This is a genomic window from Rhizobium sp. NFR07 (assembly GCF_900111905.1).
GTDB lineage: Bacteria > Pseudomonadota > Alphaproteobacteria > Rhizobiales > Rhizobiaceae > Neorhizobium.
Window position 1 is genome coordinate 1 of sequence record NZ_FOKM01000021.1, and the last position, 19,967, is coordinate 19,967.

Annotated in this window: 28 protein-coding genes and 3 pseudogenes; 22 read left to right on the forward strand and 9 right to left on the reverse strand. The window is 56.5% G+C overall.

Going from position 1 to position 19,967, the window contains the following annotated elements; genetic code table 11:
* A partial coding sequence (locus tag BM216_RS29670) for a transposase (protein WP_143102904.1) occupies nt 1-302 on the forward strand: 302 nt, incomplete at its 5' end.
* Between the two features lie 411 nt (nt 303-713).
* Here the strand turns inward: BM216_RS29670 and BM216_RS29675 are convergent.
* Both BM216_RS29675 and BM216_RS29680 read right to left on the reverse strand, forming a co-directional pair.
* The gene (locus BM216_RS29675) at nt 714-1,127 is read right to left on the reverse strand and encodes a response regulator (RefSeq protein WP_093003416.1); all 414 of its coding nucleotides are present in this window, start codon (nt 1,125-1,127) and stop codon (nt 714-716) included.
* Between the two features lie 3 nt (nt 1,128-1,130).
* On the reverse strand, nt 1,131-2,246 hold the full coding sequence (locus tag BM216_RS29680; RefSeq protein WP_093003418.1) for a PAS domain-containing protein: 1,116 nt from the start codon (nt 2,244-2,246) through the stop codon (nt 1,131-1,133).
* Nucleotides 2,247-2,352: 106 nt separating this feature from the next.
* On the opposite strand from BM216_RS29680, the gene BM216_RS29685 reads away from it, so the two are divergent.
* From BM216_RS29685 to BM216_RS29695, 4 genes are all read left to right on the forward strand, one after another.
* On the forward strand, nt 2,353-4,575 hold the full coding sequence (locus tag BM216_RS29685; RefSeq protein WP_244530395.1) for a histidine kinase dimerization/phosphoacceptor domain -containing protein: 2,223 nt from the start codon (nt 2,353-2,355) through the stop codon (nt 4,573-4,575).
* Nucleotides 4,576-5,244: 669 nt separating this feature from the next.
* Nucleotides 5,245-5,454, forward strand: coding sequence for a hypothetical protein (locus BM216_RS34330; RefSeq protein ID WP_177230975.1), 210 nt, complete (start codon nt 5,245-5,247; stop codon nt 5,452-5,454).
* A gap of 117 nt (nt 5,455-5,571) precedes the next feature.
* Complete coding sequence (locus BM216_RS29690) at nt 5,572-6,042, forward strand: Hsp20 family protein (protein ID WP_093003422.1); 471 nt, start codon at nt 5,572-5,574, stop codon at nt 6,040-6,042.
* A gap of 98 nt (nt 6,043-6,140) precedes the next feature.
* Nucleotides 6,141-6,437, forward strand: coding sequence for a DUF982 domain-containing protein (locus tag BM216_RS29695; protein WP_093003424.1), 297 nt, complete (start codon nt 6,141-6,143; stop codon nt 6,435-6,437).
* A gap of 24 nt (nt 6,438-6,461) precedes the next feature.
* Here the strand turns inward: BM216_RS29695 and BM216_RS29700 are convergent, their stop codons facing one another.
* Nucleotides 6,462-6,680 (reverse strand): hypothetical protein, encoded by a 219-nt coding sequence (locus BM216_RS29700; RefSeq protein WP_093003426.1) that lies wholly within the window; start codon nt 6,678-6,680, stop codon nt 6,462-6,464.
* A 211-nt stretch (nt 6,681-6,891) separates the two neighbouring features.
* Between BM216_RS29700 and BM216_RS29705 the strand changes: the two genes are divergently transcribed.
* Together BM216_RS29705 and BM216_RS29710 are read left to right on the forward strand one after the other, a co-directional pair.
* A complete protein-coding gene (locus tag BM216_RS29705; RefSeq protein ID WP_093003428.1) occupies nt 6,892-7,113 on the forward strand; it encodes a PAS domain-containing protein in 222 nt (73 codons plus the stop codon).
* Between the two features lie 215 nt (nt 7,114-7,328).
* Nucleotides 7,329-8,165 carry a GGDEF domain-containing protein gene (locus BM216_RS29710; RefSeq protein WP_177230976.1) on the forward strand — a complete coding sequence of 279 codons (837 nt, stop codon included), beginning with the start codon at nt 7,329-7,331 and terminating at the stop codon, nt 8,163-8,165.
* 193 nt (nt 8,166-8,358) lie between these two features.
* Here BM216_RS29710 and BM216_RS29715 read toward each other — a convergent pair whose 3' ends face one another.
* Both BM216_RS29715 and BM216_RS29720 read right to left on the reverse strand, forming a co-directional pair.
* On the reverse strand, nt 8,359-8,664 hold the full coding sequence (locus BM216_RS29715) for a hypothetical protein (protein WP_244530396.1): 306 nt from the start codon (nt 8,662-8,664) through the stop codon (nt 8,359-8,361).
* 70 nt (nt 8,665-8,734) lie between these two features.
* Nucleotides 8,735-8,896: pseudogene (locus tag BM216_RS29720) on the reverse strand (30S ribosomal protein S21); the annotation flags it as partial.
* On the opposite strand from BM216_RS29720, the gene BM216_RS29725 reads away from it, so the two are divergent.
* The 3 genes from BM216_RS29725 (at nt 8,826) to BM216_RS29735 (ending at nt 10,280) form a co-directional block, all read left to right on the forward strand.
* On the forward strand, nt 8,826-9,167 hold the full coding sequence (locus tag BM216_RS29725) for a type II toxin-antitoxin system RelB/DinJ family antitoxin (RefSeq protein ID WP_244530397.1): 342 nt from the start codon (nt 8,826-8,828) through the stop codon (nt 9,165-9,167). The pseudogene BM216_RS29720 and the gene BM216_RS29725 overlap by 71 nt on opposite strands.
* Nucleotides 9,161-9,457: a type II toxin-antitoxin system RelE/ParE family toxin gene (locus tag BM216_RS29730; RefSeq protein WP_093003432.1), complete on the forward strand. Its 297-nt coding sequence runs from the start codon at nt 9,161-9,163 to the stop codon at nt 9,455-9,457. Before BM216_RS29725 ends, BM216_RS29730 begins: the two co-directional genes overlap by 7 nt.
* A gap of 172 nt (nt 9,458-9,629) precedes the next feature.
* Nucleotides 9,630-10,280 (forward strand): DUF2461 family protein, encoded by a 651-nt coding sequence (locus BM216_RS29735; RefSeq protein ID WP_093003434.1) that lies wholly within the window; start codon nt 9,630-9,632, stop codon nt 10,278-10,280.
* Between the two features lie 219 nt (nt 10,281-10,499).
* On the opposite strand, the gene BM216_RS29740 is transcribed toward BM216_RS29735, so the two are convergent.
* Nucleotides 10,500-10,757, reverse strand: coding sequence for a DUF3253 domain-containing protein (locus BM216_RS29740; protein WP_093003435.1), 258 nt, complete (start codon nt 10,755-10,757; stop codon nt 10,500-10,502).
* A 264-nt stretch (nt 10,758-11,021) separates the two neighbouring features.
* On the opposite strand from BM216_RS29740, the gene BM216_RS29745 reads away from it, so the two are divergent.
* From BM216_RS29745 to BM216_RS34340, 8 genes are all read left to right on the forward strand, one after another.
* Nucleotides 11,022-11,471 carry a DUF2383 domain-containing protein gene (locus BM216_RS29745; protein WP_093003437.1) on the forward strand — a complete coding sequence of 150 codons (450 nt, stop codon included), beginning with the start codon at nt 11,022-11,024 and terminating at the stop codon, nt 11,469-11,471.
* Nucleotides 11,472-11,693: 222 nt separating this feature from the next.
* Nucleotides 11,694-12,152: an alpha/beta hydrolase gene (locus BM216_RS29750; RefSeq protein WP_244530398.1), complete on the forward strand. Its 459-nt coding sequence runs from the start codon at nt 11,694-11,696 to the stop codon at nt 12,150-12,152.
* Nucleotides 12,153-12,381: 229 nt separating this feature from the next.
* Complete coding sequence (locus BM216_RS29755; protein WP_143102905.1) at nt 12,382-12,891, forward strand: hypothetical protein; 510 nt, start codon at nt 12,382-12,384, stop codon at nt 12,889-12,891.
* A 147-nt stretch (nt 12,892-13,038) separates the two neighbouring features.
* A complete protein-coding gene (locus tag BM216_RS29760) occupies nt 13,039-13,251 on the forward strand; it encodes a hypervirulence associated TUDOR domain-containing protein (protein WP_093003441.1) in 213 nt (70 codons plus the stop codon).
* Nucleotides 13,252-13,281: 30 nt separating this feature from the next.
* Complete coding sequence (locus BM216_RS29765; protein WP_093003443.1) at nt 13,282-13,680, forward strand: GFA family protein; 399 nt, start codon at nt 13,282-13,284, stop codon at nt 13,678-13,680.
* 419 nt (nt 13,681-14,099) lie between these two features.
* Nucleotides 14,100-14,288, forward strand: coding sequence for a hypothetical protein (locus BM216_RS33780; RefSeq protein WP_143102906.1), 189 nt, complete (start codon nt 14,100-14,102; stop codon nt 14,286-14,288).
* Nucleotides 14,289-15,055: 767 nt separating this feature from the next.
* Entirely contained in the window at nt 15,056-15,901 is an 846-nt protein-coding gene (locus BM216_RS29775; RefSeq protein WP_093003447.1) for a sensor histidine kinase, read from the forward strand.
* 290 nt (nt 15,902-16,191) lie between these two features.
* Entirely contained in the window at nt 16,192-16,650 is a 459-nt protein-coding gene (locus tag BM216_RS34340; RefSeq protein ID WP_177230977.1) for a hypothetical protein, read from the forward strand.
* 62 nt (nt 16,651-16,712) lie between these two features.
* Here BM216_RS34340 and BM216_RS29785 read toward each other — a convergent pair.
* A pseudogene (locus BM216_RS29785) lies at nt 16,713-17,249 on the reverse strand (mechanosensitive ion channel domain-containing protein); the annotation flags it as partial.
* A 1-nt stretch (nt 17,250) separates the two neighbouring features.
* On the opposite strand from BM216_RS29785, the gene BM216_RS29790 reads away from it, so the two are divergent.
* From BM216_RS29790 to BM216_RS29795, 4 genes and pseudogenes are all read left to right on the forward strand, one after another.
* On the forward strand, nt 17,251-17,502 hold the full coding sequence (locus BM216_RS29790) for a YetF domain-containing protein (RefSeq protein WP_244530407.1): 252 nt from the start codon (nt 17,251-17,253) through the stop codon (nt 17,500-17,502).
* Nucleotides 17,503-17,634: 132 nt separating this feature from the next.
* Complete coding sequence (locus BM216_RS34510) at nt 17,635-17,808, forward strand: hypothetical protein (protein ID WP_210217085.1); 174 nt, start codon at nt 17,635-17,637, stop codon at nt 17,806-17,808.
* 15 nt (nt 17,809-17,823) lie between these two features.
* Nucleotides 17,824-18,009, forward strand: a pseudogene (locus BM216_RS35135) (Gfo/Idh/MocA family oxidoreductase); the annotation flags it as partial.
* Nucleotides 18,010-18,771 (forward strand): Gfo/Idh/MocA family protein, encoded by a 762-nt coding sequence (locus BM216_RS29795; RefSeq protein ID WP_280141718.1) that lies wholly within the window; start codon nt 18,010-18,012, stop codon nt 18,769-18,771.
* A 478-nt stretch (nt 18,772-19,249) separates the two neighbouring features.
* Here BM216_RS29795 and BM216_RS29805 read toward each other — a convergent pair whose 3' ends face one another.
* Together BM216_RS29805 and BM216_RS29810 are read right to left on the reverse strand one after the other, a co-directional pair.
* Nucleotides 19,250-19,498 carry a SemiSWEET family sugar transporter gene (locus BM216_RS29805; RefSeq protein WP_093003452.1) on the reverse strand — a complete coding sequence of 83 codons (249 nt, stop codon included), beginning with the start codon at nt 19,496-19,498 and terminating at the stop codon, nt 19,250-19,252.
* Nucleotides 19,499-19,678: 180 nt separating this feature from the next.
* A complete protein-coding gene (locus tag BM216_RS29810; RefSeq protein WP_093003454.1) occupies nt 19,679-19,936 on the reverse strand; it encodes a hypothetical protein in 258 nt (85 codons plus the stop codon).
* Nucleotides 19,937-19,967: the final 31 nt, after the last annotated feature.

Here is a 19,967-nt window from a genome sequence, read left to right on the forward strand (position 1 = left end):
CGCAACTTGCGCCGACACTGTCGCCTGGTGACGTCGTCATCCTCGACAATGTCGGCTTCCATAAAAGCGAAAGAGCCGAACAACTCGTCAAGCAGAAGGGAGCGTGGATTCTATTCCTGCCACCCTATTCGCCAGATTTGAACCCCATCGAGATGGCGTTCTCAAAGCTCAAGGCGTTGCTGCGAAAACGAGCCGCACGCAGCTTCGATGCGATAACCCAAGCGCTTGGTGATATCATCAGCCTCTTCTCAGTCGCTGAATGCCGAAATTTCTTCAAAGCAGCAGGTTATGAGGCGGAATAAATGCGACACGCTTTAGGATGAATCGGGGTAACCAAAGACGCTTGCTCTAAGACTTCAAATGCGGGCAGAGCACGTTCGGACAGCAAATTCGCGCTTGGACACGATTTCTGCCTTCCGTGCATTTCGATGGCCTCGCTTCAAAAGGGCTGCTTCTGCTGATGGCTGAGAGGTCATGGCAGACGACTTAGCGTATGTCCCAGCGCCGGCACACTTGCTCTTCTTTCGAATACCGGACGCAAATTCGCGGTATGACGTTGAAAGTGACGGCATCCCAAAGAAAAGATGACGTCAATGAGCTACGGGTGCTGGAAAACCTCGAATGCGTGAGGAGAAGTCTTTGTGTTAACGCAGACGGTTCGCGTCATGGTCAAAGCCTGAATCGCTACCCTGGAGGCCCATAAGCAATAGAATTCATGCCGCCTGAGCGGAGCTCGCGAGGACGAGGCTCGGGGGCACTTGTGCGCCACGCATCCCACCGACATAGGCTACCAGATAGGTGAGAGCATTCTGGAACCCGTTGACAGTGTAGGGCTTCTCGATGCCGCCGATCGCGCCCGCGTAGTCGTCGGGTATTCGCTTGAGGTTTCCCGACACGAACACATAGGGCACGCCTTGTGATGCCAGCTCCCTGCCGACATCAATGCCTGTCGGGCCATCCAGTAGCTGGATGTCGACGAACGCAAACTCTGGAGCCGCGGCTCCGATCAGTTCTTTCGCAGTTTTGCTCTCAGCGGCAAGGCCAACCACTTCGTGGCCAGCGGCCTCGAGTTCGCTTTCCATTTCCAGCGCCAACAGCGCCTCGTCTTCCACGATCATGATACGCATTCTTCAGTCCTTATGTTCGTCAACGAGAAGGGTGACGCGGACGTCCGTCCGATGGCCTTCGACGGTCTTCTCGATCTTGGCACCCAGCTGTCGTGCGGAAGTTTCAAGCATCATGGCGCTGAACGCTTGTTCTTCCCTATCTGCTTCTACTGGGGATACCGTATCGGAGACCCTGATCAGGAAGTGCCCGTTCAGCCGCCGGACCTCGAGATGTATTTCGCCGCCACCGTCACCCAGTCCGCGCCGCACGGCATCCCCGATCAGTTCGTTGACCACCAACGCGATGGGAGAGGCCTTAGCGGCGGGAACGACGACTTCGTGCAAATCCGTGGTTACGCGGATATCGCTCCGCCTTAGTGCGCTAACTAGGTCGTGGACCAGCTCCTGCGCGAAGTCGGCGACGTCGAAATGGCCAACGTCATCGTCGTTTAGTAGCTTGCGCTGCACGGTACTCAGCGCCTCAACGCGGTTGAGAACCGACCGGAGTGTCTTTCGGGCAGTGTCATCCTCCGACATGCGCGCTTGGAGCTTGACGATGGACGCGATGGTTAAGAGGTTGTTCTTGACCCGATGATCAACCTCGTGAACCAGGAGGGTTTTGGCCTTAAGTGCGTTCGTCAGGTCGGCGGTGCGATCAGCAACCTCTTCTTCTGCAATATGGCGGGCGCGCGCCAACTCCGCCTCCTTGCTCTTAATGTTTGTAAAGTCGAGCTGAGAGGCGAAAAAGTAAATGACCTCGCCCGCCTCGTTTCGGACCGGACTGACGAAGAGTGCGTTCCAGAACGGCGAGCCATCCTTGCGGTAGTTCAGGATGTCGATAGAAAGGTCTGCCTTTGCAGCAATGGCCTGCCTGATTTTCGCAATGGCTTCAGGGTCCGTGTCTGTGCCTTGCAGCAGGCGGCAGTTGCGGCCGATCAGCTCTTCTTCGCTATATCCCGAAAGCTGACAAAAGGCGTTGTTGCAGAAGATGATCGGATTGTCGTCTTGGCGGGGATCCGTGATCAGCATCGGCATACGGGTTGCCTTGAACGCTGCCGCGAACGGGTCTTCCGACATGTGTTCGGCGAGAAGTCGTTGGCCTGCCTCGCGTGCAAGACGGGTCTGTTGCGTATCGTTCATTCGGGTGTCCGATCGAATGCAGGGTCGACGGGTAACTAATGATGCCGCCGATAACGTCAATACAAGCGTTTCGGTAATAAGTGCTTCAGCCGCAACCCGTGGTTTTTTGATCGTCATTCCAGCTCGTGCTAATCAACGGAGGAAACGCCGGTGTCCTGCAGGCGTCGTCGGCATTGCCGGCTTTAAAGACGACGCGCAAAGGCCGGCTATGCTTCAACAAAACGTCACGGCCTGCGATGTCGAGCCGATCCATGTTCCAGGCTCGATCCAGCCGCACTGCATCATGCTGATCGCAGACGCCCACTCACTTGTTTGCGTAGGTGAGGCCGGAGACGTTGAGGGCATCCTTGGACGAGCCGCCGTCGGCCGCCAGCTCGGTGATATCCTCGGAGCATCCGCTTTTGGACGGATGTCAGCCATCACCACCGGGCATCTCGCCGTCCTTGGTCGGATCGTGGGAAGGGTTCACCCCCTGAATGCCGTCGCCTACCGCTCGGGTGAATTTGCCGTCGTCGAAATGGACCTGGCCGAGGAAATGGCCGTCGAGGCCGTTCCCTACTTGGTCGACCTCGACGCTGCCAGCGCCCGATTCGAACGCTCTGCCAGCGTTTCCGAACTTTGTCGCAGCGCCGCGACGGTGTTCCGCGAGCTGACGGGCTACGACCGGGTGATGGTCTACCAATTCCTCGACGACGACGCGGGTGTCGTGGTGGGCGAAAGCGTCGCACCCGGCAACTACAACTTCATGAATCATCACTTCCCGGCTTCTGACATCCCGAAGCAGGCAAGAGCGCTTTACCTTCGAAACAAGGTCAGGGTCATCCCGGACGTGGACTACGTGCCGCAGCCACTCACCTCGGATAGGGACCTGCGGGACATCGACCTCAGCGACTCCACGCTCCGCAGTGTCTCGCCGATCCATATCCAGTATCTGCAGAACATGGGCGTGAAGGCCTCGGCGTCCTTCTCCATTATCAAGGACAATGTCCTGTGGGGCCTGATCGCCTGTCATCACCATCAGCCGCGGACGATTCCGCTCACCGCTCGAATGGGTTGCCAGACGCTCGCGAACTCGCTGGCCCGCAAGATCAAGGCCAAGGAGGACGCCCAGCTTCACCGCGAACGCATTCGCCTGCGCTCTCTGGAGGACGGCATCCTCGCTCTCCTAGGACCGGAGAGTTCCTTGGACGAGCTGTTCGCCAAGTCTGGCGAAAGGATCGCCAGGATGCTGTATGCCGATGGGTTTGCGGCGGTGCAGGGAGACGAACTCTACGTCCATGGCAAGACGCCTGATCCGATCGACATCCGCAAACTCGCCGACCACCTCAAGGTCCCGGCATCCCAGCAGACCTATGCGACGGCAAGTCTCTCTTCCAAATGGGACGAGGCGTCGGCCTATATGGACGTGGCTAGCGGCGTGCTGGCGGTCACCATGTCGACCGAGGTGCCGACCATCCTGATGTGGTTCCGCGCAGAGCACGTCGAAGTTCTTAAATGGGCGGGCAACCCGCACAAGGACACGGCGCACGACCCCGCCGCGGTCCTGACACCACGCTCGTCGTTCGAGGCGTGGAGCGAAAGCGTCCGTGGGAAGGCTCGGCCCTGGACACATGCTGAGGTCGAGTCTGCTGGACGTGCCGTGCGTCTGATGCTCGAATACCGCAACAACCAGCGCCTTCGCGAGCTCAACCGCGAGTTGACCATTAGCCTACGTGAGAACCAGGGTCTTGTCTCCCAGAAGGACTACCTTCTGAAGGAGGTCAACCACCGTGTCCAGAACTCGCTCCAACTCGTCTCCGCGTTCCTGCGCCTGCAAGCCCGTCACGCGACAAACGACGAGGTAAAGCAGAACCTTGACGAAGCGCAAAAGCGGCTGAACGCCGTGGCGCTCGTCCATCGGCGTCTCTATCAGGACGAAAGCGTAGAGGTCATCGACCTCTCGCGCTACATCGAGAGCCTGATCGAGGAAATGACGACCACGATGGACGCTAACTGGCGTGACAATCTGACGCTCGATCTAGCGCCAATCCTGATCGCCACCGACAAGGCCGTCAATGTCGGTCTGATCCTTACCGAGCTGGTCATCAACGCTCAGAAATACGCCTACGATGGCGCACCGGGGCCGCTTGCCGTCAAGCTCGAGCAGCACCGCAACTCGTTGCGCTTGATCGTCTCCGATGTTGGCCGTGGCAAGTCCAAGTCGGCAAAGCCGACAAGTGGTTTCGGATCGCGCATTCTCGCGGCCATCATGGACCGTCTGAAGGGGAATATCGACGAGGAGGACGACGCGCCGGGACTGCGGGTCATCGTCACCGCACCCATCCAATGATAAGGTGATGCACCTTATCAAAATCGGTATCCTTTATGACCGCGGATGTACTGGGGCAGACGGATCCGAGTGTTACTAGGCCGGGCATTTGCGCGGCCCTCATATCGACCGGGCTACTGCGCGCTGCAGCCGAAGGGCTTGCGGTTGAGCCTGCGTTTGGCAACCTTCCCTTCACCTACGGGTGCACCCGATTACCCGACCTTTTATCGCATGTCGTGCGGTTTTCCCATCTGACTCAGAGTCTTTAAGCGTTTTGCTGCATGCTGGGAATCTCCTGTTAGAGGTTGAGCGCACACGGCGGTTCGATATGGTTCAAGAGCCTAACTGATCCGATCTTCCCATCAAGAGGCTTTAACGCAGACAGGTGACAGCGAGCCGCTTCTCTCTCGGTTTCCTAGCCTGCCGTCCGCTGAGAAGGACACTGCCATCAGTCCCAATGACCGACATCGTGCTAAATGAACGATTGGGCCGTGCGCCTTGTGGTAAGCCAAGTCCCCGATTCAGACGTAGTTTGAGACAAAGGTTTGAGGCATCCATCTTCATGTTCCTTTCGGCCAATGCTTCAGTTTGCTGCCGGAGTGCAGCACTCATTTTCCTTAATATGGGTCAAGGTGCCAAGCATTCGTCACATATGCCGCAGCCGTCTTCGTCCATGGTGAAGTTAGGACGATGGCGACAGCAGCAAAGGCAAATGGCCATGTCGTGTTGAGTGGCGTGCTGCGGAGGCAAAATCTCAATGTCAGCATCCGAAAACATCTCGGTTATTCCATCTTCCATCCCGATGCTCCCAAAGCGAAGATCGCGACTCGAAATAGGACCGGATTTTCAGCGAACAAGATGATTTCAGAGAGCTGGAAAAATTTTCGAGCGGGGTCTTGAACGACAAAATCCCAAAAACCAAATCGGTCAGCGCCGACGGCCCAATCAGGGGGGGCGGCTAACCGAGGAGGCGGATTTAAACGCTTCCTTCCATGTTGCTTTACGGAGGATATGGGTATGAGAACTGAATTTGATTTTGCCCCGCTCTATCGTTCGAGCATCGGCTTCGATCGCGTGTTCAAGCTGCTCAGCAATACGCAGCGTCTCAACGCAACCGAGACCTGGCCGGCCTATGACATCGTCAAGACTGGTGAAGACGACTACCGCATCACGATGGCGGTGGCAGGCTTTGGCGAAGGCGATCTCGATATCACTCAGGAGCGCAATGTTCTGGTGATCAAAGGCAGGAAAGCCGACGAGCTCCGAGGCGAGTATCTCCACCGCGGCATCGCCGGTCGTTCACTTGAGCGCAAGTTTGAGCTTGCCGATCATGTGAGGGTGGAAGGGGCCGATCTGAAAAATGGCCTGCTGACAATTGCCTTGAAGCGCGAGGTGCCCGAAGCCATGAAGCCGCGCAAGGTCGAAATCGGCGTCACTCCGGCCACCAGCGAGCCGCTCCGGCTCGAAGCTGACCGCAAGGTCGCCTGACCCGAACACCCAAGAAGAATTGGCGCTTGCTATCAGCCGGCCCGACCTAGGGCCGGCTTCAGTCATCAGTCGGTACCGAGCAAACAAAGGAGGTTGCCATGTTGCTCGCTCAATTTGACAAGCCCGTCTTTGCACAGCGCCGGTATTTTGTGCAGGAGATCACCGGACTGGATGACGTATTCGATTTTCTTGACGAGTGGCCTAAGGAGAGGCGCAATCTCGCTTACGAGACCCTTGTTCGATACTGTCGTGAAGCGGCAAACGGGCATTGGCCGATCGACGCAGTCAGAGAGAACTTTCGAATTTTTCTGAAGCAGAATGGCAAGCTTGCTGAGCTGGAAGACGTCCCGCCTCATCTACGGCGTGATACGAGCGCGAAGATCGGCGGAGCGTAACAGCCAGTTGCGACAGTTTCAAAGCTAGCGGCCGGCGTAGATCCGGTGCATTGTCTCTGCGGCTGCCTTTTCGACCGGGATTTCGAAGAAAATCTCCGGATTGCTCGCTAAAGCCTGAAACGTTCGCTCGATCAAGTCGTCTTTCTCTGGCCCCGCGAGATGGTAGCGTGCCGCGTAGCGGCCCAGCAGCTTTCTGAGTATCCGTATGTCGCTCGTGGAAAGACCCCGGCTCCTGCTATTCATGTCTTCCTCCCTGATCTTATCGGTCTCGAAGGTCGACCCTTATCGGAGCCTTCGATTATTCCGATAAGGCCCGAGATAATTTCGAAGGTGTCTGACATCAAGGAGCCGGCGCAGATGTAGCCTGCCGTTGGGCGACAATGCTGACCGCCACCTTGATTATCATCCTCTAAAACACACCTAACGCCGTGAAGCTCTTGTCTTTGGAGGAAAGATGGTAACGGAGCCGTATACGGCCGATGACCCCGAAACCCGCCTAGCGTTGTTCGACTTTGCCTTCGAGAATGCTCCGATTGGGATCGCTCTAGTCGATCTTGAGGGACGCATCATTCGTGGCAATGCTGCCTTTGCCAAGCTGCTGTCGCTTCCGCTCGAAAAGGTGCTGGAAACGCATTTCAGGGACTTTACCCTCCAGACGATATCGAGGCCGACCTGATCCTGTTCCAGCAAGTGCTGCAGGGAAGGCGGGACGGCTACACGATAGAGAAGCGCTACCTACGCCCTTTCGGAGAGATCGTTCACGTCCTGATCCAAGTCGCCGCGATGCGTGATGCTGCGGGCAAGGTTGTCCGCTTTATATCGCAGATCGAGGATATCACCCGCCACAAGGAGCATGAGCGTCAGCTTGCCGAGCGGGCGGCGCAGCTCGAGTTGGCGCTTGAAGCCGTCCGTGGCGGCTTCTGGCAGATGGACATCTTGACAGGCAAGTTCGAGACATCGGATCGACTGGCTCAGTTCATCGGTGGGCCAACGGCGGCGCGGCTCGATCTTGAGCGCTACGTCAACAGGGTCAACGTCAACGACAGCGCCCAGGCCGATCTTACACCGCTAATTGCTGGTGAGCTCGATCAGAATGTCGCCGAGTATCGCCTCAATACCGTGCATGGCGAACGCTGGATGCGTTGCGATCGGCGGCTTTTGCGCGACAGCGACGGCCGACCGGTCAAGATTGTCGGCATGGCAATCGACTTCACCGAAGAACGACGCCGGATCGAGATGCTGGAGGAGACAGCGCGCACCGACGCGTTAACTGGATTGCTGAACAGGCGTGGTCTGTCGATGGAATTTGCAGGATTACAGTCTGCTGACGGTTTTGCTGTCCTTGCACTCGACCTCGATGGCTTCAAGGAGGTCAATGATGCTCATGGCCATGCAATGGGAGATATCGTCCTGCAAACCACAGCCGCGCGCCTGACCTCAGCCGTCAGAGCAAGCGATCTTGTGGCACGCACGGGCGGGGATGAATTCGTTGTGGTTGTAGCGGGCGATCGGTCCACAGGCGAAGCGGCCGCTGAGCGGATACTTGCACGGATGAGGGAGCCTATCCCAATTCCCAATGAGATCGCCGACGTTCGCACGAGCATAGGCGGGATCTGGACAGGCGAGAAGCGTGATGTGTCCGAGCTCCTGAATGAGGCCGACGCGCTTCTTTACGATGCAAAGGCTGCCGGAAAAGACGCCGTCAGGTTCAGTCGGTATTCCGGATAGCAGCTGCGGAAGGAACGGATTCCAGAGCGCCAGCGATAGATTTTGATCGCGGGGTTCGACGTGCCACGAGATCGTTGTATCGAGACCTAAGGTCGGACATCTCGTACTCGCCACTGATCCACAGCTCTAGCCAAGCCAGGAACTCGGGGTCATTGTCGATACGCGTGCCCCGTGACATCGACTTGGTGCGGACCTATCGAAGATCATTCGCCGTCTGCCGCTGTCGATCGCCAATCTCAGTTCCTCGATAAGACCGGGAGACGCTAAAGGAAACCGCGATCCCCTCCGTATTGACGACATAGATGAACTCTTCCCAAGCCTCATGGGCGGATGCAAACGGTTCATTCCAGTCGGTGAGCTGGTCTTCTAGGCTTGTCACTTCCATCCGCCAATCATTCGCGCCTGAAGGGCGGAAGATTTCCACAATGACGGTGATGCCGTTTTCAGTGTAATGGCCGGCGAGTTCTGAGCCTTCGGAGTGCGGCTGATGCGAGTTCATTGACTACCACCGGACGTATATGGCGATGCTTCTGTTGGCCGGGTGACCGTCTTGCGAAATCACGCGACGACTACTTAGATCGTGACGGTTTCGACCTCTTCGCGGGGCCGATACCTAACTCCCTGTTCAGCTTTTTCTGAGCGAGTTTACGGGCACGGCGGATGCCTTCGGCCCATTCTCTCGCGCGCTTCTCCGAGGGCTTTTCGAAGTGCTCGCGCAACCGCATCTCCCTTGAAGTCCGGGATCGTGCTTCTGCCGTCCTTGAAAGCATGGGCCTTACGGTATCTGATGCGGTTCGTATCATGCTCATCCGGACTGCTAACGAGGGCGCTTTACCTCTTGAACTTCTATCCGGCAGTGAGGCGCATGACGCTTGGTTTCGGACCAAGATGCTCGAAGCGTTGAGCGATACTCGACCGGATCTATCGGACGACGAGGTCGAGGCACAATTTGCCAAATGTCGGGCGGCGGCCCGCCTTAAAGCTGGTGTGCCAGAATCGTAAAACTTACTTGGTCTGCTTTTGCGTTATCGGATCGTGACGCCATCTTCACATACATCGAGGCTGATAATCGCGCAGTTGCCGTCTTGATCGATGAACGGATAGCCGCTGCCGCCCGTCGCTTGCTCGATTTTCCTGCCAGTGGGCGCGTGCGTCGAATTGCCGGGACACGCGAACTCGTCATCAATGGCACGCTGTATATCGCCGCCTACGCTATAGCCGAGACGACAGTTCGAATTCTTCGCGTACTCCATGGCGCGCAAGAGTGGCCAGAAAATCTGGCGCTAAGCTGATCGACCACGTTCTTGTGGGGGCCGGCGGTTCGACCCTCATCAAGACCAGAGTAAAATCTCATCCAACCATCGCGGGGGAGCGTGACCACTCGCGTTGGACATATTTTCGTTCCCTTTATGTTTTCATTCCTTTCGAGTCCGAAACATCGGTTTGGAAGGTATTGAACTAAGAATGATTGACCAATCGACTATCAAATTTCTGGCGGAAGCTTCCCGCGATAACGGCGCCGAGTGGCTTAGCGACAACAAAGCCGCACTCAAGTGCGCGCGGCTCAACCTGATTGAGTTCACATCGCAGCTGATCGCAAGCGCCGGATTGGTCGACCCTCGTATCGCGGAAGCCAACTCCGACCCGCGAAAATGTCTGGCAAAAGCGCCGATCTCAAAGGGAGCGGGGTTGATCGCTGTACGTGTTTCCTTATCGAAGAACGCTGCCGCAACGTACTTCATGCAGATTTCACCCAGCTGTTCTTACAGTGGAGGCGGCGCGCTGTTGCCGCCACCACGCCTCGCTCGCATCTTGAAACAAACGATCGCAAGCCACACTGGCAAGTGGCGAGGTATCGTTGAAGGTCCGCTGTTTCAGAAGTATTTCCCGAACGGCCTGACCGGCGGACATGATGTCAGTGCCAAAGGGTATGTCAAAAACCATGATGCGCTCGACTTTTTCGATCTGAAGAACTTTGGCGCGTGTCGTTGCGTTTCAGACGAGCTGTTGGTGTCCACCACTCTGATTGAGGAAACGGTAAAATCCTTTGCAGCCGCCCGTGCCTTGGTCGATTACATCAATCGTGCCACGACGAGGCTTCCTGAGGCTGGATAATCTTAGGGTTCTTCCACGCATCCCCATCGATCCGAAGCTTAACCACGTGGAGTCGCTCGTTCGCGACTATCCTCGTGGTCGCGAGGAACCTGTGCGTTCCCTGGCAAGAGCTCGCTATAGAACGCCTCACCGTGGAGGAGTGCCTCGTCTTGACCATGGGATCAGGATCTCCTGGAAGGTCGGCGCGCAAGGGCCTGTCGGCTACGATCGGTCAAAGCCTCAGCCCTTTTGCTTACCATCGCTTATTCGGTAAGGGCCCGCTCGCTCGCTCATTACGACAGATTTCCATGTAAGGGTAATTTCGCCGCGCGCAATCAAGACATCTACCGCTTCATGGACGACCGGCATGAATTTGCGCCATTCGAGCGGGGCGTTGTGATCCTTCGCAAGGCTGCGCGCCACTTCGCTCGGACACGTTGTTCCACCAGGCCGGCTTGCGACGAACTTCAAAATCGTCGTTTCAATATTCTCGATCATAGCGCGGCTTCGTGCTCCCAAGCTTTGCAACACTCAACAGGTATAGGGCTTGCGGCTGAAAGACGCACCAATCTCTTGGCGCAGACTAAGTGGGGAAAGCCCGCTTAGGTCCGCGCAACACTATAAGGCGCATATTTCGTCATTTACCGAGGTCCAGTTGCGCTCGCCGATCCCGGCGTACGATATCGTACGATGTTGGATGTTCTGGAACGTCCGCTACCGACAAGCCTTTCTTCTGCACCAAAAAACCTAAGGGAGATAGCAATGGTGACGATGGTCGGCAACGAAAGTGATTTCGGTAAGCTCGTAAAGGATCTCATTTATCTCGAACATGATGCGATTGCAGCTTATCAGTCCACGATCGAACGACTTGATGACAAGGCGCTGAGCGCGAAGGTCGCTGAATTTCATCAGGATCATCTTCAGCACCTGTCGACACTCAACGAGATCGCGACGGAAGCTGGCGTTGTGGCTCCAACTGATGGCGACATGAAACAAATGCTGACGACTGGCAAGATCGCGCTCGCGGACATGTTCGGCGACAAGACCATCCTCAAGGCTATGAAGAGCAACGAGGAAGACACTGTCACCGCGTATGAGCGTGCCTCGCAGCACGCTGACGCTCGGCCGGAAACGAAGGCCTTTTTCATGAAGGCTCACCAGGATGAGGTCCGCCACAGAGCCTGGTTCGAAACGACCGCCGCACAGCTCTGATCTTGTAATCGAGAGCGGAAGCCATCGCCTAGGGCCCAAGCGCGTGGTTGATAACGCGACACGTTGGCGAATTTCACATAGCCTATGTCTGGGTCAAGAGGGCGCTCGCCTTAAAGGGTTGAGCGCTCTCTGTCTTTGATCTCACACTGAAAGTCTGCGAGCTTGGCACCGACGACCAGACTTATCATTCTCTTACATGGCATTGGTGCGTCAGGCGCGCAGATGATGCCAATCGCCTGGTCCTGGAAGACGAGCCTACCTGCTGCGCGGTTCGCCACGCCGGCCGCGTCGTTTCGCAAGGTGCCCGGACCTGGTCATCTCTGGTTTCAAGTCGACGGCAATCAACTCCGGCCTGATCGCCTTGCCGAAATACGCAATGCATTCGATCGCGCGTTCGATCAGATCTTCAGGCGCGAGCGGTTTGAAGAAGCACTCGATCGGGTCGCCTTTGTCGGTGTCTCACAGGGGGCGATTGTGGCTCCGGACGCGGTCGCGCCTAGCAGATGGATAGTCGGCGCGCTCATTGGCTATTCCGGCCTTCTCCTACTCATCCCGGTTTCTTCCGACGGCCGCGGCACACCGGTTCTTCTGGTTCACGGACAGAATGATCGAACCATACCGCCATTCGCATCGACCCTTGCCGCGTCCCAATCCAAGCGGCTGGTTTCAATTTTGATCTGAAGGTCGAGCCAAATGTTGGTCATACAATCTCGATGACGGGCGCAGGTCTTGGCCTGGACTTCCTTCGCACACACCTAGCCTGAAAATCAGAGACAGAGAATTTCGAATGCTAGAGTTAATGCAAGCAAACGCTCCGATCGTCTCCGCTGCGGCCAGCCTTGGAACCCTTTGTATATGGGCCGTTTACCTCCAGATCTTCGTTGGAGGGCATCGAAGGCAAGTCAAGCCGATGCTCGTGATCAACCACGGAGAGGGGCGGGCACTCAACGCTCATTGTCTCGTTACGAACATGAGCCGGGAACCCGTCCATATTCAAAGTGTCGTTGCCAAGGTAATGGCTGGAGGGACCACCTATACAGCCTACATCACTGACGCTGAAGATATACGACGATCTGGCGTCGACACTGGCTGGCAGCGCATGACGCGCCAGGGCCCTCTCCAGCCCGGCACGATGGCGGATATGGGCACCTTCGACTGCATTATTGAGTATGCCGAGGTGAACGCGATTGAAGCAGGTGAACATCTCGCGGAGAAGCTCGATAGCATTGCAGAAAGTATAGAGATTACGATCCTCGGTATCTACGGCTCCGAAGATCTGCTGATCGGCGCGACGCGCAAATTCGAGGTCACGAAGTCTGCCAGCGGATCGGGAATACGAGCTTCGGAAGCATTGACGCGTCAGATCACTCAAAGGCGGGAACGCAAGAGGTTGCTCAAGGAAATGAACGAGCAGCTGTAAGCCTCAATCCAAGCGATCGAAGATCGATGAACGGTGTGTCTGCCGTACACAACACCATCGTAGCTCTCTGCCGTCAGGGGGATCCATTGAGCGGAACCATAAACCACCTCACATGTTCTGCTGGCGTAGTAGTAAGGGAGAGAGCATGTGGCCAAGGAGTTGAAGAAGGGTGACACCGTCGCTTGGAAAACAAGCCAGGGTGAGACCACGGGAAAGGTCGTCCAAAAGCAAACAAGCCCGACAAAAATCAAAGGGCATGAGGTAAAGGCTTCCAAGGCAGACCCTCAGCTTATCGTCGAAAGTTCCAAGACTGGGGCCAAAGCCGCGCACAAGCCGAGCGCACTCAGAAAGAAGTCGTAATTGCCGGCTCTCATGCCATCGAGGTCCAATATGAAATTGCGAGTGGCGGGATGTAGGTGTGGAAAGCTGCTGGTAAAGTGTGGTGAAGAACCGCAGAAGGTCTCGGTTTGTCACTGCCTAGAATGCCAGCGTCGAACAGGTAGCGCCTTTGCAGTTCAGGCCCGCTACGCAAAGACCGATGTGACTATCGAAGGGCGTTCGCGGCTCTACGAAAGGACTGGTGATAGCGGCATGTGGGCTCGCTACCATTTTTGCCCGAATTGCGGCTCGACCGTCTTTTATGAGAATGAAGATACACCCGGGGTCTATGCGATCCCAGTAGGCGCATTTGCTGATCCTACATTTCCTGCACCCCAACGCTCGACTTATGAAGTTCGCAAGCATCCCTGGACTGGTGTCGCAGGGGAGGCGGTTGATCACGAGAAGTGACCTCACTCGGGGACGCTACCTCATGCTCTGGTAACTCTTCGATCGGTAGGGTTGCTTCGGGGCACAGTCCAATTTCCCCCGCAATCCTGTCGACCAATGGCCCAATTCATCTGGTTGCGCGGCGACAGGTTGAAGCGCGCCACGCTTGCGAGTTTTCCCGCTCATTTGCATGAGCACTGCGGCTACCTGCAATAAACTGGCAAGCTCGAAGAGACGGCGGAATCGAATAGGCGCCTCAAGGACACAATCAAAGGCGAGTGAGCAATCCGTAGAGCTCGCTCACGAGCGACGCCGTCCCAGACCTGACCGTCTTAATATCTGCTTCGCAGGAACGCACCGTCCGATTCATTACAGGAACCTAATGTCTCCGATCACGTTGCTGCCGCAATCACACCACCGTGAGCAACGAGGTAATAAACATGACCGAACCAGTCACCGTCGCACCACTTCATACACGCAACGCGGATCCGTATATCAACGCGGCCTATAACAAGGTTTCTTGGGGCGCGATCTTCGCCGGCGTAGCTATCACGCTCACCACACATATTTTACTGACCCTGCTGGGGTGTCGGCCTTGGTGCTGCCGCCATCGACCCGGCATCCAATGATATCCCCGCCGCAAGCACCATGTCGATCAGCTCCGCCATCTGGTTCGTTGTCACGGGCCTTATCGCATTCTTCGTTTTCGACCCAAATGAGACCTGCACAATGAGAGAGCCTGTCACATGGGATGAGGCTGAGCGGTCGGCCGCGCTTCAGTCGTACGAAGCGTTGGATACGCCCCGCGAAGCGGATTTCGATGATCTCGCCAGGGTCGGGTCGGAGACCTGAGGCGCTCCGATTGCTGTCGTCAACCTGATCGACACCACGCGCCAATTCTTTAAGGCTGAGGTGGGTTTGGGCGTGCGATCAACCCCGCTCGAGACTGCTACCTGCCGCCATGCGCTGCTCCTCGAAGACACTATGATTGTTCCGGACGCAACGAAAGACCCGCGCTTTGACTGAAATCCGCTGGTAACGGAGGCGCCGCACATTCGCGCTTATGCGGGTGCGCTCCTCAATACACCCGAAGTCCTCCCTATCGGGATCGTATGCGTTCTCGATTGAGACCCGCGACTTCACTGACGAACAGATTAAGATGCTGCAGTTTCTTGCCAAACAGACGATGGCGCAACTCGAATTGCGCAAGCGGATTGTCCTTCAGCGACGCCTTTTGCTGCGGCGCGCAAGGCCGAACAGGAGAAGGCGAATTATGAACGCGTGGTTCGCCAGGCATCGGACTTCATCGGCATCGCCGACGAGCGCGGTGAGGTATTCTTCCTGATCAGGCGGCACGCGAATTGGTAGGGCTGACATCCGACGGCGTCCTAAGGCCGTGATCGATTATATCGCAGAGGGCGACCGTCTTGTGTTTCAGACCGAGATCAAGCCGTTGATCAAGTCGGGCCAGACCTGTGAGCGCGAACTGCGTCTTCGCGCTTTTGCGACAAGGGATGAGGTACCTGCCCTGTTCACAATGTTTCCTGTGCGCGACGGCGAGGGCGACCTGATCGGTTACGGCGTAGTGACGAAGGACATCACGCTCCAAAAAGAAGAGGAAGAGCGCAATGCCCAGATCATGGCTAAAGCTGCTCACCGGATAAAGAACACACTTGCGATCGTGCAGGCGATCGTCGTCCAGACGTTGAAGAGCGCCAGGACGATGGAAGAAAGCCGTGATGCTATCACCAAGCGCGTGAGTGCGCTGGCGGCTGCTCAAGACATACTCACCGGCGCGCAAGGTTCGGCTGCCGACATCATGTCGGTCGTCGCGGGTGCACTTGCGCCTCATGATGGAGGCAATGGTCGCATGGGTTGGGACGGGCCAAATCACCGGCTCGATTCACCGCAAGCTGTCGGTTTATCTCTGGCACTGCACGAACTGGCGACCAATGCCGCCAAATACGGCGCGCTCTCGGGGGAGGCTGGCCGCGTCGACATCAAGTGGCACGTTGCCACGAATGGAGAGTTTCGATTGGAATGGACTGAGCGGGGTGGTCCGGCAGTGACGCCACCGTCGACTACAGGGTTCGGATCGGGTCTCATTCAGCGTATGATCGGTCCATATTTCCATGGCAAGACCACCCTGGAGTTTCTCCCGGAAGGCGTTCGCTTCCGTCTCGAAGGAACATTGCCGGTTTTGACCGCTACAACCATGCCAGCTGGCGGAGAGCTCCAATGACGGTTATTTAACGGTAGGGCTTCTCGAAAACACCGTCCGGGCGGGCAAACTGGCTTGGGGCGGCCGCGCCAGCCCCGATGCAATGACCGCGCCAATCAGCGGCCACTCATCTTGAATCTTGTGCGTGAGAGCCAGTCCATACAAGGAGCCGGGCATAAGGTGCCGCCATCTCCTGAGCCGAGCCCGCCACTCCTCCCAGTTTGACAATGGAAACGGTCGGTCGCCGCTTTTCTTCCGTCCTTGGAACTGACGTTTGGTCTGAAGTGTTGGGGAGAAAATTGGAGGACGTCATGCCACAAGAACCCAAGTCACCAGCGGTCATCGCTTTCGAAAACGAAAAAGCCAAAACCGTTTCTGAAGAACACAACGAATTTCAGGAAGGGTTGGAAGACACTTTCCCGGCTTCAGACTCTGTTTCGATGTCCACCACGGTGATAAGCCCGGGATCGCCAGCGGCGCACCCGAGTGCCGCGTCGACCGTTCCTGCGCCGTTGGTGGATCAGGCTTTACAAACCGTCCGCATTCGCGAGCGCCAGACCACCTTTGCCGAGGACGAGCTTGCCGCGTTGAAGGAAGAATTGCTCAGCCTTCAGGCTAGAGTTGAGACCGCTGGTATTGACCTGAAAGACAAAGCGGTAAACCAACTCCAGGACGGGGTGGAGAGAAGTCGGTCGATCATTCGGCAAAGACCCTGGCAAGCGATGGCCGCTGCGGGAATCGTCGGGTTCCTGTTCGGCATTTCTCGCTGAAGATCACACACTTTGAGCCTGCGGCGGGTACGCGTACCCGCCGCACTCGGTAAGCTGTCGGACTATTTTATTGTAATGCCGTTTGACGTCAGGCCGCCCTTCAAAGCATCGATCATGTCGTACCGGGTTTCGGTCCAATCGCTAGTTTTGGCCCAGTATTCGATCTTCAAAGTTGTTCCGTCCGCACTAAGGTCGTCTGAGTAAACGCGCGGTCCTGGCTGCTTGATGACGCGATCATCGGCTTTCACGACTTCCAAAAGAATAGCTTTGACCATCCGGACATCGGCGTCGTTGCCGACCGCAATCGAAAGTTCTTGCCGACGATCCGGCTCCCGACTGTGATTGACGATTGGCGTGTTCCACAACGTCGAATTCGGCGCCATGAGATAGAGGCCTTCGCTTGTCCGAAGCTCCGTTGCAAACAGGCCGACATCGACGATCTTTCCCTTCACGCTGGACGTCTCGATATATTCTCCAACCCGGAAGGGACGCAGAACGAGGAGCATGATCCCAGCTGCAATGTTCTGCAGGGTCCCCTGCAGTGCAAGGCCAATTGCCAGACCAGCGGCGATCACCAATGCCGTAGTACTTATGATCGTTCTGTTCGGGATCGACATCGGCCTTTCCTACTTCAAGCGATGGGCGCCGGGCGCCGCCAGGTATATGGACGGTGCTCCTACCGTTCTCATCTCTGATGGCGAGGTGGATTTCCGTGCTTTCCATCGTGCGCGCGTAAGCCTTGATGACGTGTTGACGGCGGCGCGCCAGAACCAGGGGCTTGAGCGTCTAGAACAGATTAAGTCAGCCGTGCTCGAAGCTGATGGGGCGGTCAGCATCATACCAGTCTCGTAGACAGATGTGGGGCGTAGGACGTTCTGGCTGACCACGTGAATGTCGGAACATCAGACAGGCTGTTGCATTCCTCATGTGCAATGCAGCATTCGACAGCAGTGCTCCCCCAGATAAGCAATATCCGAGAGCACAATGCAGACACCTGAAAAGAAGATCCGTTACGCCGTCGTCGCCGGAGGTCAAATCTCCCAGCAAGCCTTCATGCCGGGGATCAAACAGACCGACAACTCCGAGCTGGCCGCGTTGGTCACCGGCGATCCTATTAAAGCAGACAAGCTGGCCGGCCAATATGGGATCAAGTCCTGATCCTACGAGCAGTACGATGAGCTCTTGAAGTCCGGTGATATCGACGCCGTATACGTTGACACCCCGAATTTCCTGCATACGCCCTTCGCAGTCGCCGCTCTTGAAGCAAGCATCCATGTCCTCCTTGAAAAACCGATGGCGTTCAGTGTCGAGGAAGCAGAGCAGATCCTCGCCGCGCAGAAGAAGAGCGGCGCCAAACTGATGATTGCCTACCGGCTTCACCACGAGCCGGGCAATGTCGAGTTGTTCACACGCGCCCGAGCCGGCGATTTTGGAGATCTTCGATCGTTTACGTCGGTTTTCGCGCAGAATTTAGCTGAGGAGAATTCGCGTGGTCATAACGGCTATTGGTGTGGGCCAGTACCGGACATGGGCACGTATCCGCTGAATGCCGTCCGCAACCTCTTTGGCGCTGAGCCGATCGCGGTGCACGCGGTCGGGACCAAGACCAAGGACAGCGGCTTCAACTTCAATGACACGGTTGCCGTGACATTGCTGTTCCCAGACGAACGCACGGCCCAGTTTACGGTGAGCTACGCGACCGCATCGGCTGAGAACTTCTCCTTGGTCGGCACCAGGGCAACGATCGAAGCCTCTCCCTGCTTCATGTTCGGACCGTCGGTCGGCATCGCCTACAAGGAGATCATCGATGAGGGCGAAAAACAGCACGCGTTCGAGCCGGTCGAGCAGTTCGGAAATGAGACGCAGTACTTCTCTGACTGCATCCTCAACGACCGCGAACCCGAAGCCAGTGGCGAAGAGGGACTGATGGACATGCGGATGCTGGCCGCGGTCGAAACGTCCTTGCGAACGGGAGAGACGGTGAGCCTCCCGCCGGCATCCCGAAGCCGTCATGTGGATGCTGACCAGGCGCTGAAACTGAAGCCTGCCGAACAGCCAGCAGAAGACGAAATGATCAACATCATCCCGCAGGGCTACACTTTATGTTCTTCGAGGACCTAAGCTCGAAGAAATGGAGAGCGGATATGTCAACGCAAACGAAAAAGTCTGGGGTCTGGACGGCACGTTGATGTACCACGCCGACACGAGCCGCGGAACGATCTGGGAGTACAACTACGATCCCAGCGCTGGTACGATCTCGGGTAGGCGGATTTTCGTGACACAGCCCGGAGAAAGTCCGGACGGGCTCAGCATAGACCAAGACGGAAACATTATCGCGGCCATGTACGGTGGTGGATGTTTGAAGATTTTTCGCACCGAGGCGATGTCGTGGGCCAGATTAATCTGCCAGTTTCCAATCCGAATAGCAGCGTTCTGGCAGGGTCGGAGCTGTACATCACGACTGCATATGATGGGATGAGTGATCTAGAGCGGAGCAACAATCCATTGGCAGGCCAAGTTTTAGTTGCCGCGTATCGGCATCCTGAAATTGCTTGATCTCTTAGGACGTTTGGCGCGGACGGTCTTCGCTTCGGACGCGTCACTCGCGAGGTTTTCGAACGAGAATATAACCCGCCAGAAAAAAGCATGCCGAGTTCGTCAGAATGATCGGCCACTCACTGCGGAGCACGCCAAAAGCTGTCCACAGCGCAAATCCAGCGACAGTGACGGTATACATCCGTGCCGATATCGCCGCAGTGTCCCCAGATTTGACGACCTTTATGACCTGCGGGACGAAGCTCGTTACCGAGCAGATGGATGCCAGATATCCGATCAAGAGAGCGTCCATGGATAATCGCAATCTCCAAAATTCCCTTTGCTCATGCGGTGTCCAGCGCTTGTTTAAATCCATTTTTGATCGAGCCGGATTCCGAAACGTCATCCTCCATGCCCTCGCGACGGGTTTCCTCATCCATCAACTTACGTGCCACAGGTTACTGCTGGATGGTTCTACGGTTGTACGAACTGATTATTGTTCAAGCGTTGCGACAAAATAAGGGTTCTCGCCCATATGAATGATGTTCGGATCGTCGTTTCTGTCGAGCAGAACATATCGCTTACTGTCACCGTGCGGTAACGAAGAGCTGACAATCTCGTCATCGCTCAGCGATCTACACACCAACCGTTTTACGATCTCCTCGACGTGATGTTCCTCGAGGTGGCCGGGAAGCTCCCAGCGTGCGTCTTCAAGGTTGCCCTCGTGCTTAATCAAAACCCATTTCGCCATAGTTCCGCACCTCTTTTTGGCCGCACCCGAG

Excerpts from the sequence above, each read along its gene's own strand:
- BM216_RS29745 (WP_093003437.1), top strand. The coding sequence starts at position 11,022 with ATGGTGACGATGGTCGGCAACGAAAGTGATTTCGGTAAGCTCGTAAAG.
- BM216_RS29695 (WP_093003424.1), top strand. The coding sequence starts at position 6,141 with ATGTTGCTCGCTCAATTTGACAAGCCCGTCTTTGCACAGCGCCGGTAT.
- BM216_RS29805 (WP_093003452.1), bottom strand. The coding sequence starts at position 19,498 with ATGGACGCTCTCTTGATCGGATATCTGGCATCCATCTGCTCGGTAACG.
- BM216_RS29755 (WP_143102905.1), top strand. The coding sequence starts at position 12,382 with ATGCTCGTGATCAACCACGGAGAGGGGCGGGCACTCAACGCTCATTGT.
- BM216_RS29675 (WP_093003416.1), bottom strand. The coding sequence starts at position 1,127 with ATGCGTATCATGATCGTGGAAGACGAGGCGCTGTTGGCGCTGGAAATG.
- BM216_RS29690 (WP_093003422.1), top strand. The coding sequence starts at position 5,572 with ATGAGAACTGAATTTGATTTTGCCCCGCTCTATCGTTCGAGCATCGGC.
- BM216_RS29740 (WP_093003435.1), bottom strand. The coding sequence starts at position 10,757 with ATGATCGAGAATATTGAAACGACGATTTTGAAGTTCGTCGCAAGCCGG.
- BM216_RS29680 (WP_093003418.1), bottom strand. The coding sequence starts at position 2,246 with ATGAACGATACGCAACAGACCCGTCTTGCACGCGAGGCAGGCCAACGA.
- BM216_RS34330 (WP_177230975.1), top strand. The coding sequence starts at position 5,245 with ATGGCGACAGCAGCAAAGGCAAATGGCCATGTCGTGTTGAGTGGCGTG.
- BM216_RS34340 (WP_177230977.1), top strand. The coding sequence starts at position 16,192 with ATGCCACAAGAACCCAAGTCACCAGCGGTCATCGCTTTCGAAAACGAA.
- BM216_RS34510 (WP_210217085.1), top strand. The coding sequence starts at position 17,635 with ATGCAGACACCTGAAAAGAAGATCCGTTACGCCGTCGTCGCCGGAGGT.
- BM216_RS29705 (WP_093003428.1), top strand. The coding sequence starts at position 6,892 with ATGGTAACGGAGCCGTATACGGCCGATGACCCCGAAACCCGCCTAGCG.
- BM216_RS29765 (WP_093003443.1), top strand. The coding sequence starts at position 13,282 with ATGAAATTGCGAGTGGCGGGATGTAGGTGTGGAAAGCTGCTGGTAAAG.
- BM216_RS29795 (WP_280141718.1), top strand. The coding sequence starts at position 18,010 with ATGATTGCCTACCGGCTTCACCACGAGCCGGGCAATGTCGAGTTGTTC.
- BM216_RS29810 (WP_093003454.1), bottom strand. The coding sequence starts at position 19,936 with ATGGCGAAATGGGTTTTGATTAAGCACGAGGGCAACCTTGAAGACGCA.
- BM216_RS29735 (WP_093003434.1), top strand. The coding sequence starts at position 9,630 with ATGATTGACCAATCGACTATCAAATTTCTGGCGGAAGCTTCCCGCGAT.
- BM216_RS29700 (WP_093003426.1), bottom strand. The coding sequence starts at position 6,680 with ATGAATAGCAGGAGCCGGGGTCTTTCCACGAGCGACATACGGATACTC.
- BM216_RS29750 (WP_244530398.1), top strand. The coding sequence starts at position 11,694 with ATGATGCCAATCGCCTGGTCCTGGAAGACGAGCCTACCTGCTGCGCGG.
- BM216_RS29725 (WP_244530397.1), top strand. The coding sequence starts at position 8,826 with ATGCCTTCGGCCCATTCTCTCGCGCGCTTCTCCGAGGGCTTTTCGAAG.
- BM216_RS29715 (WP_244530396.1), bottom strand. The coding sequence starts at position 8,664 with ATGAACTCGCATCAGCCGCACTCCGAAGGCTCAGAACTCGCCGGCCAT.
- BM216_RS33780 (WP_143102906.1), top strand. The coding sequence starts at position 14,100 with ATGACCGAACCAGTCACCGTCGCACCACTTCATACACGCAACGCGGAT.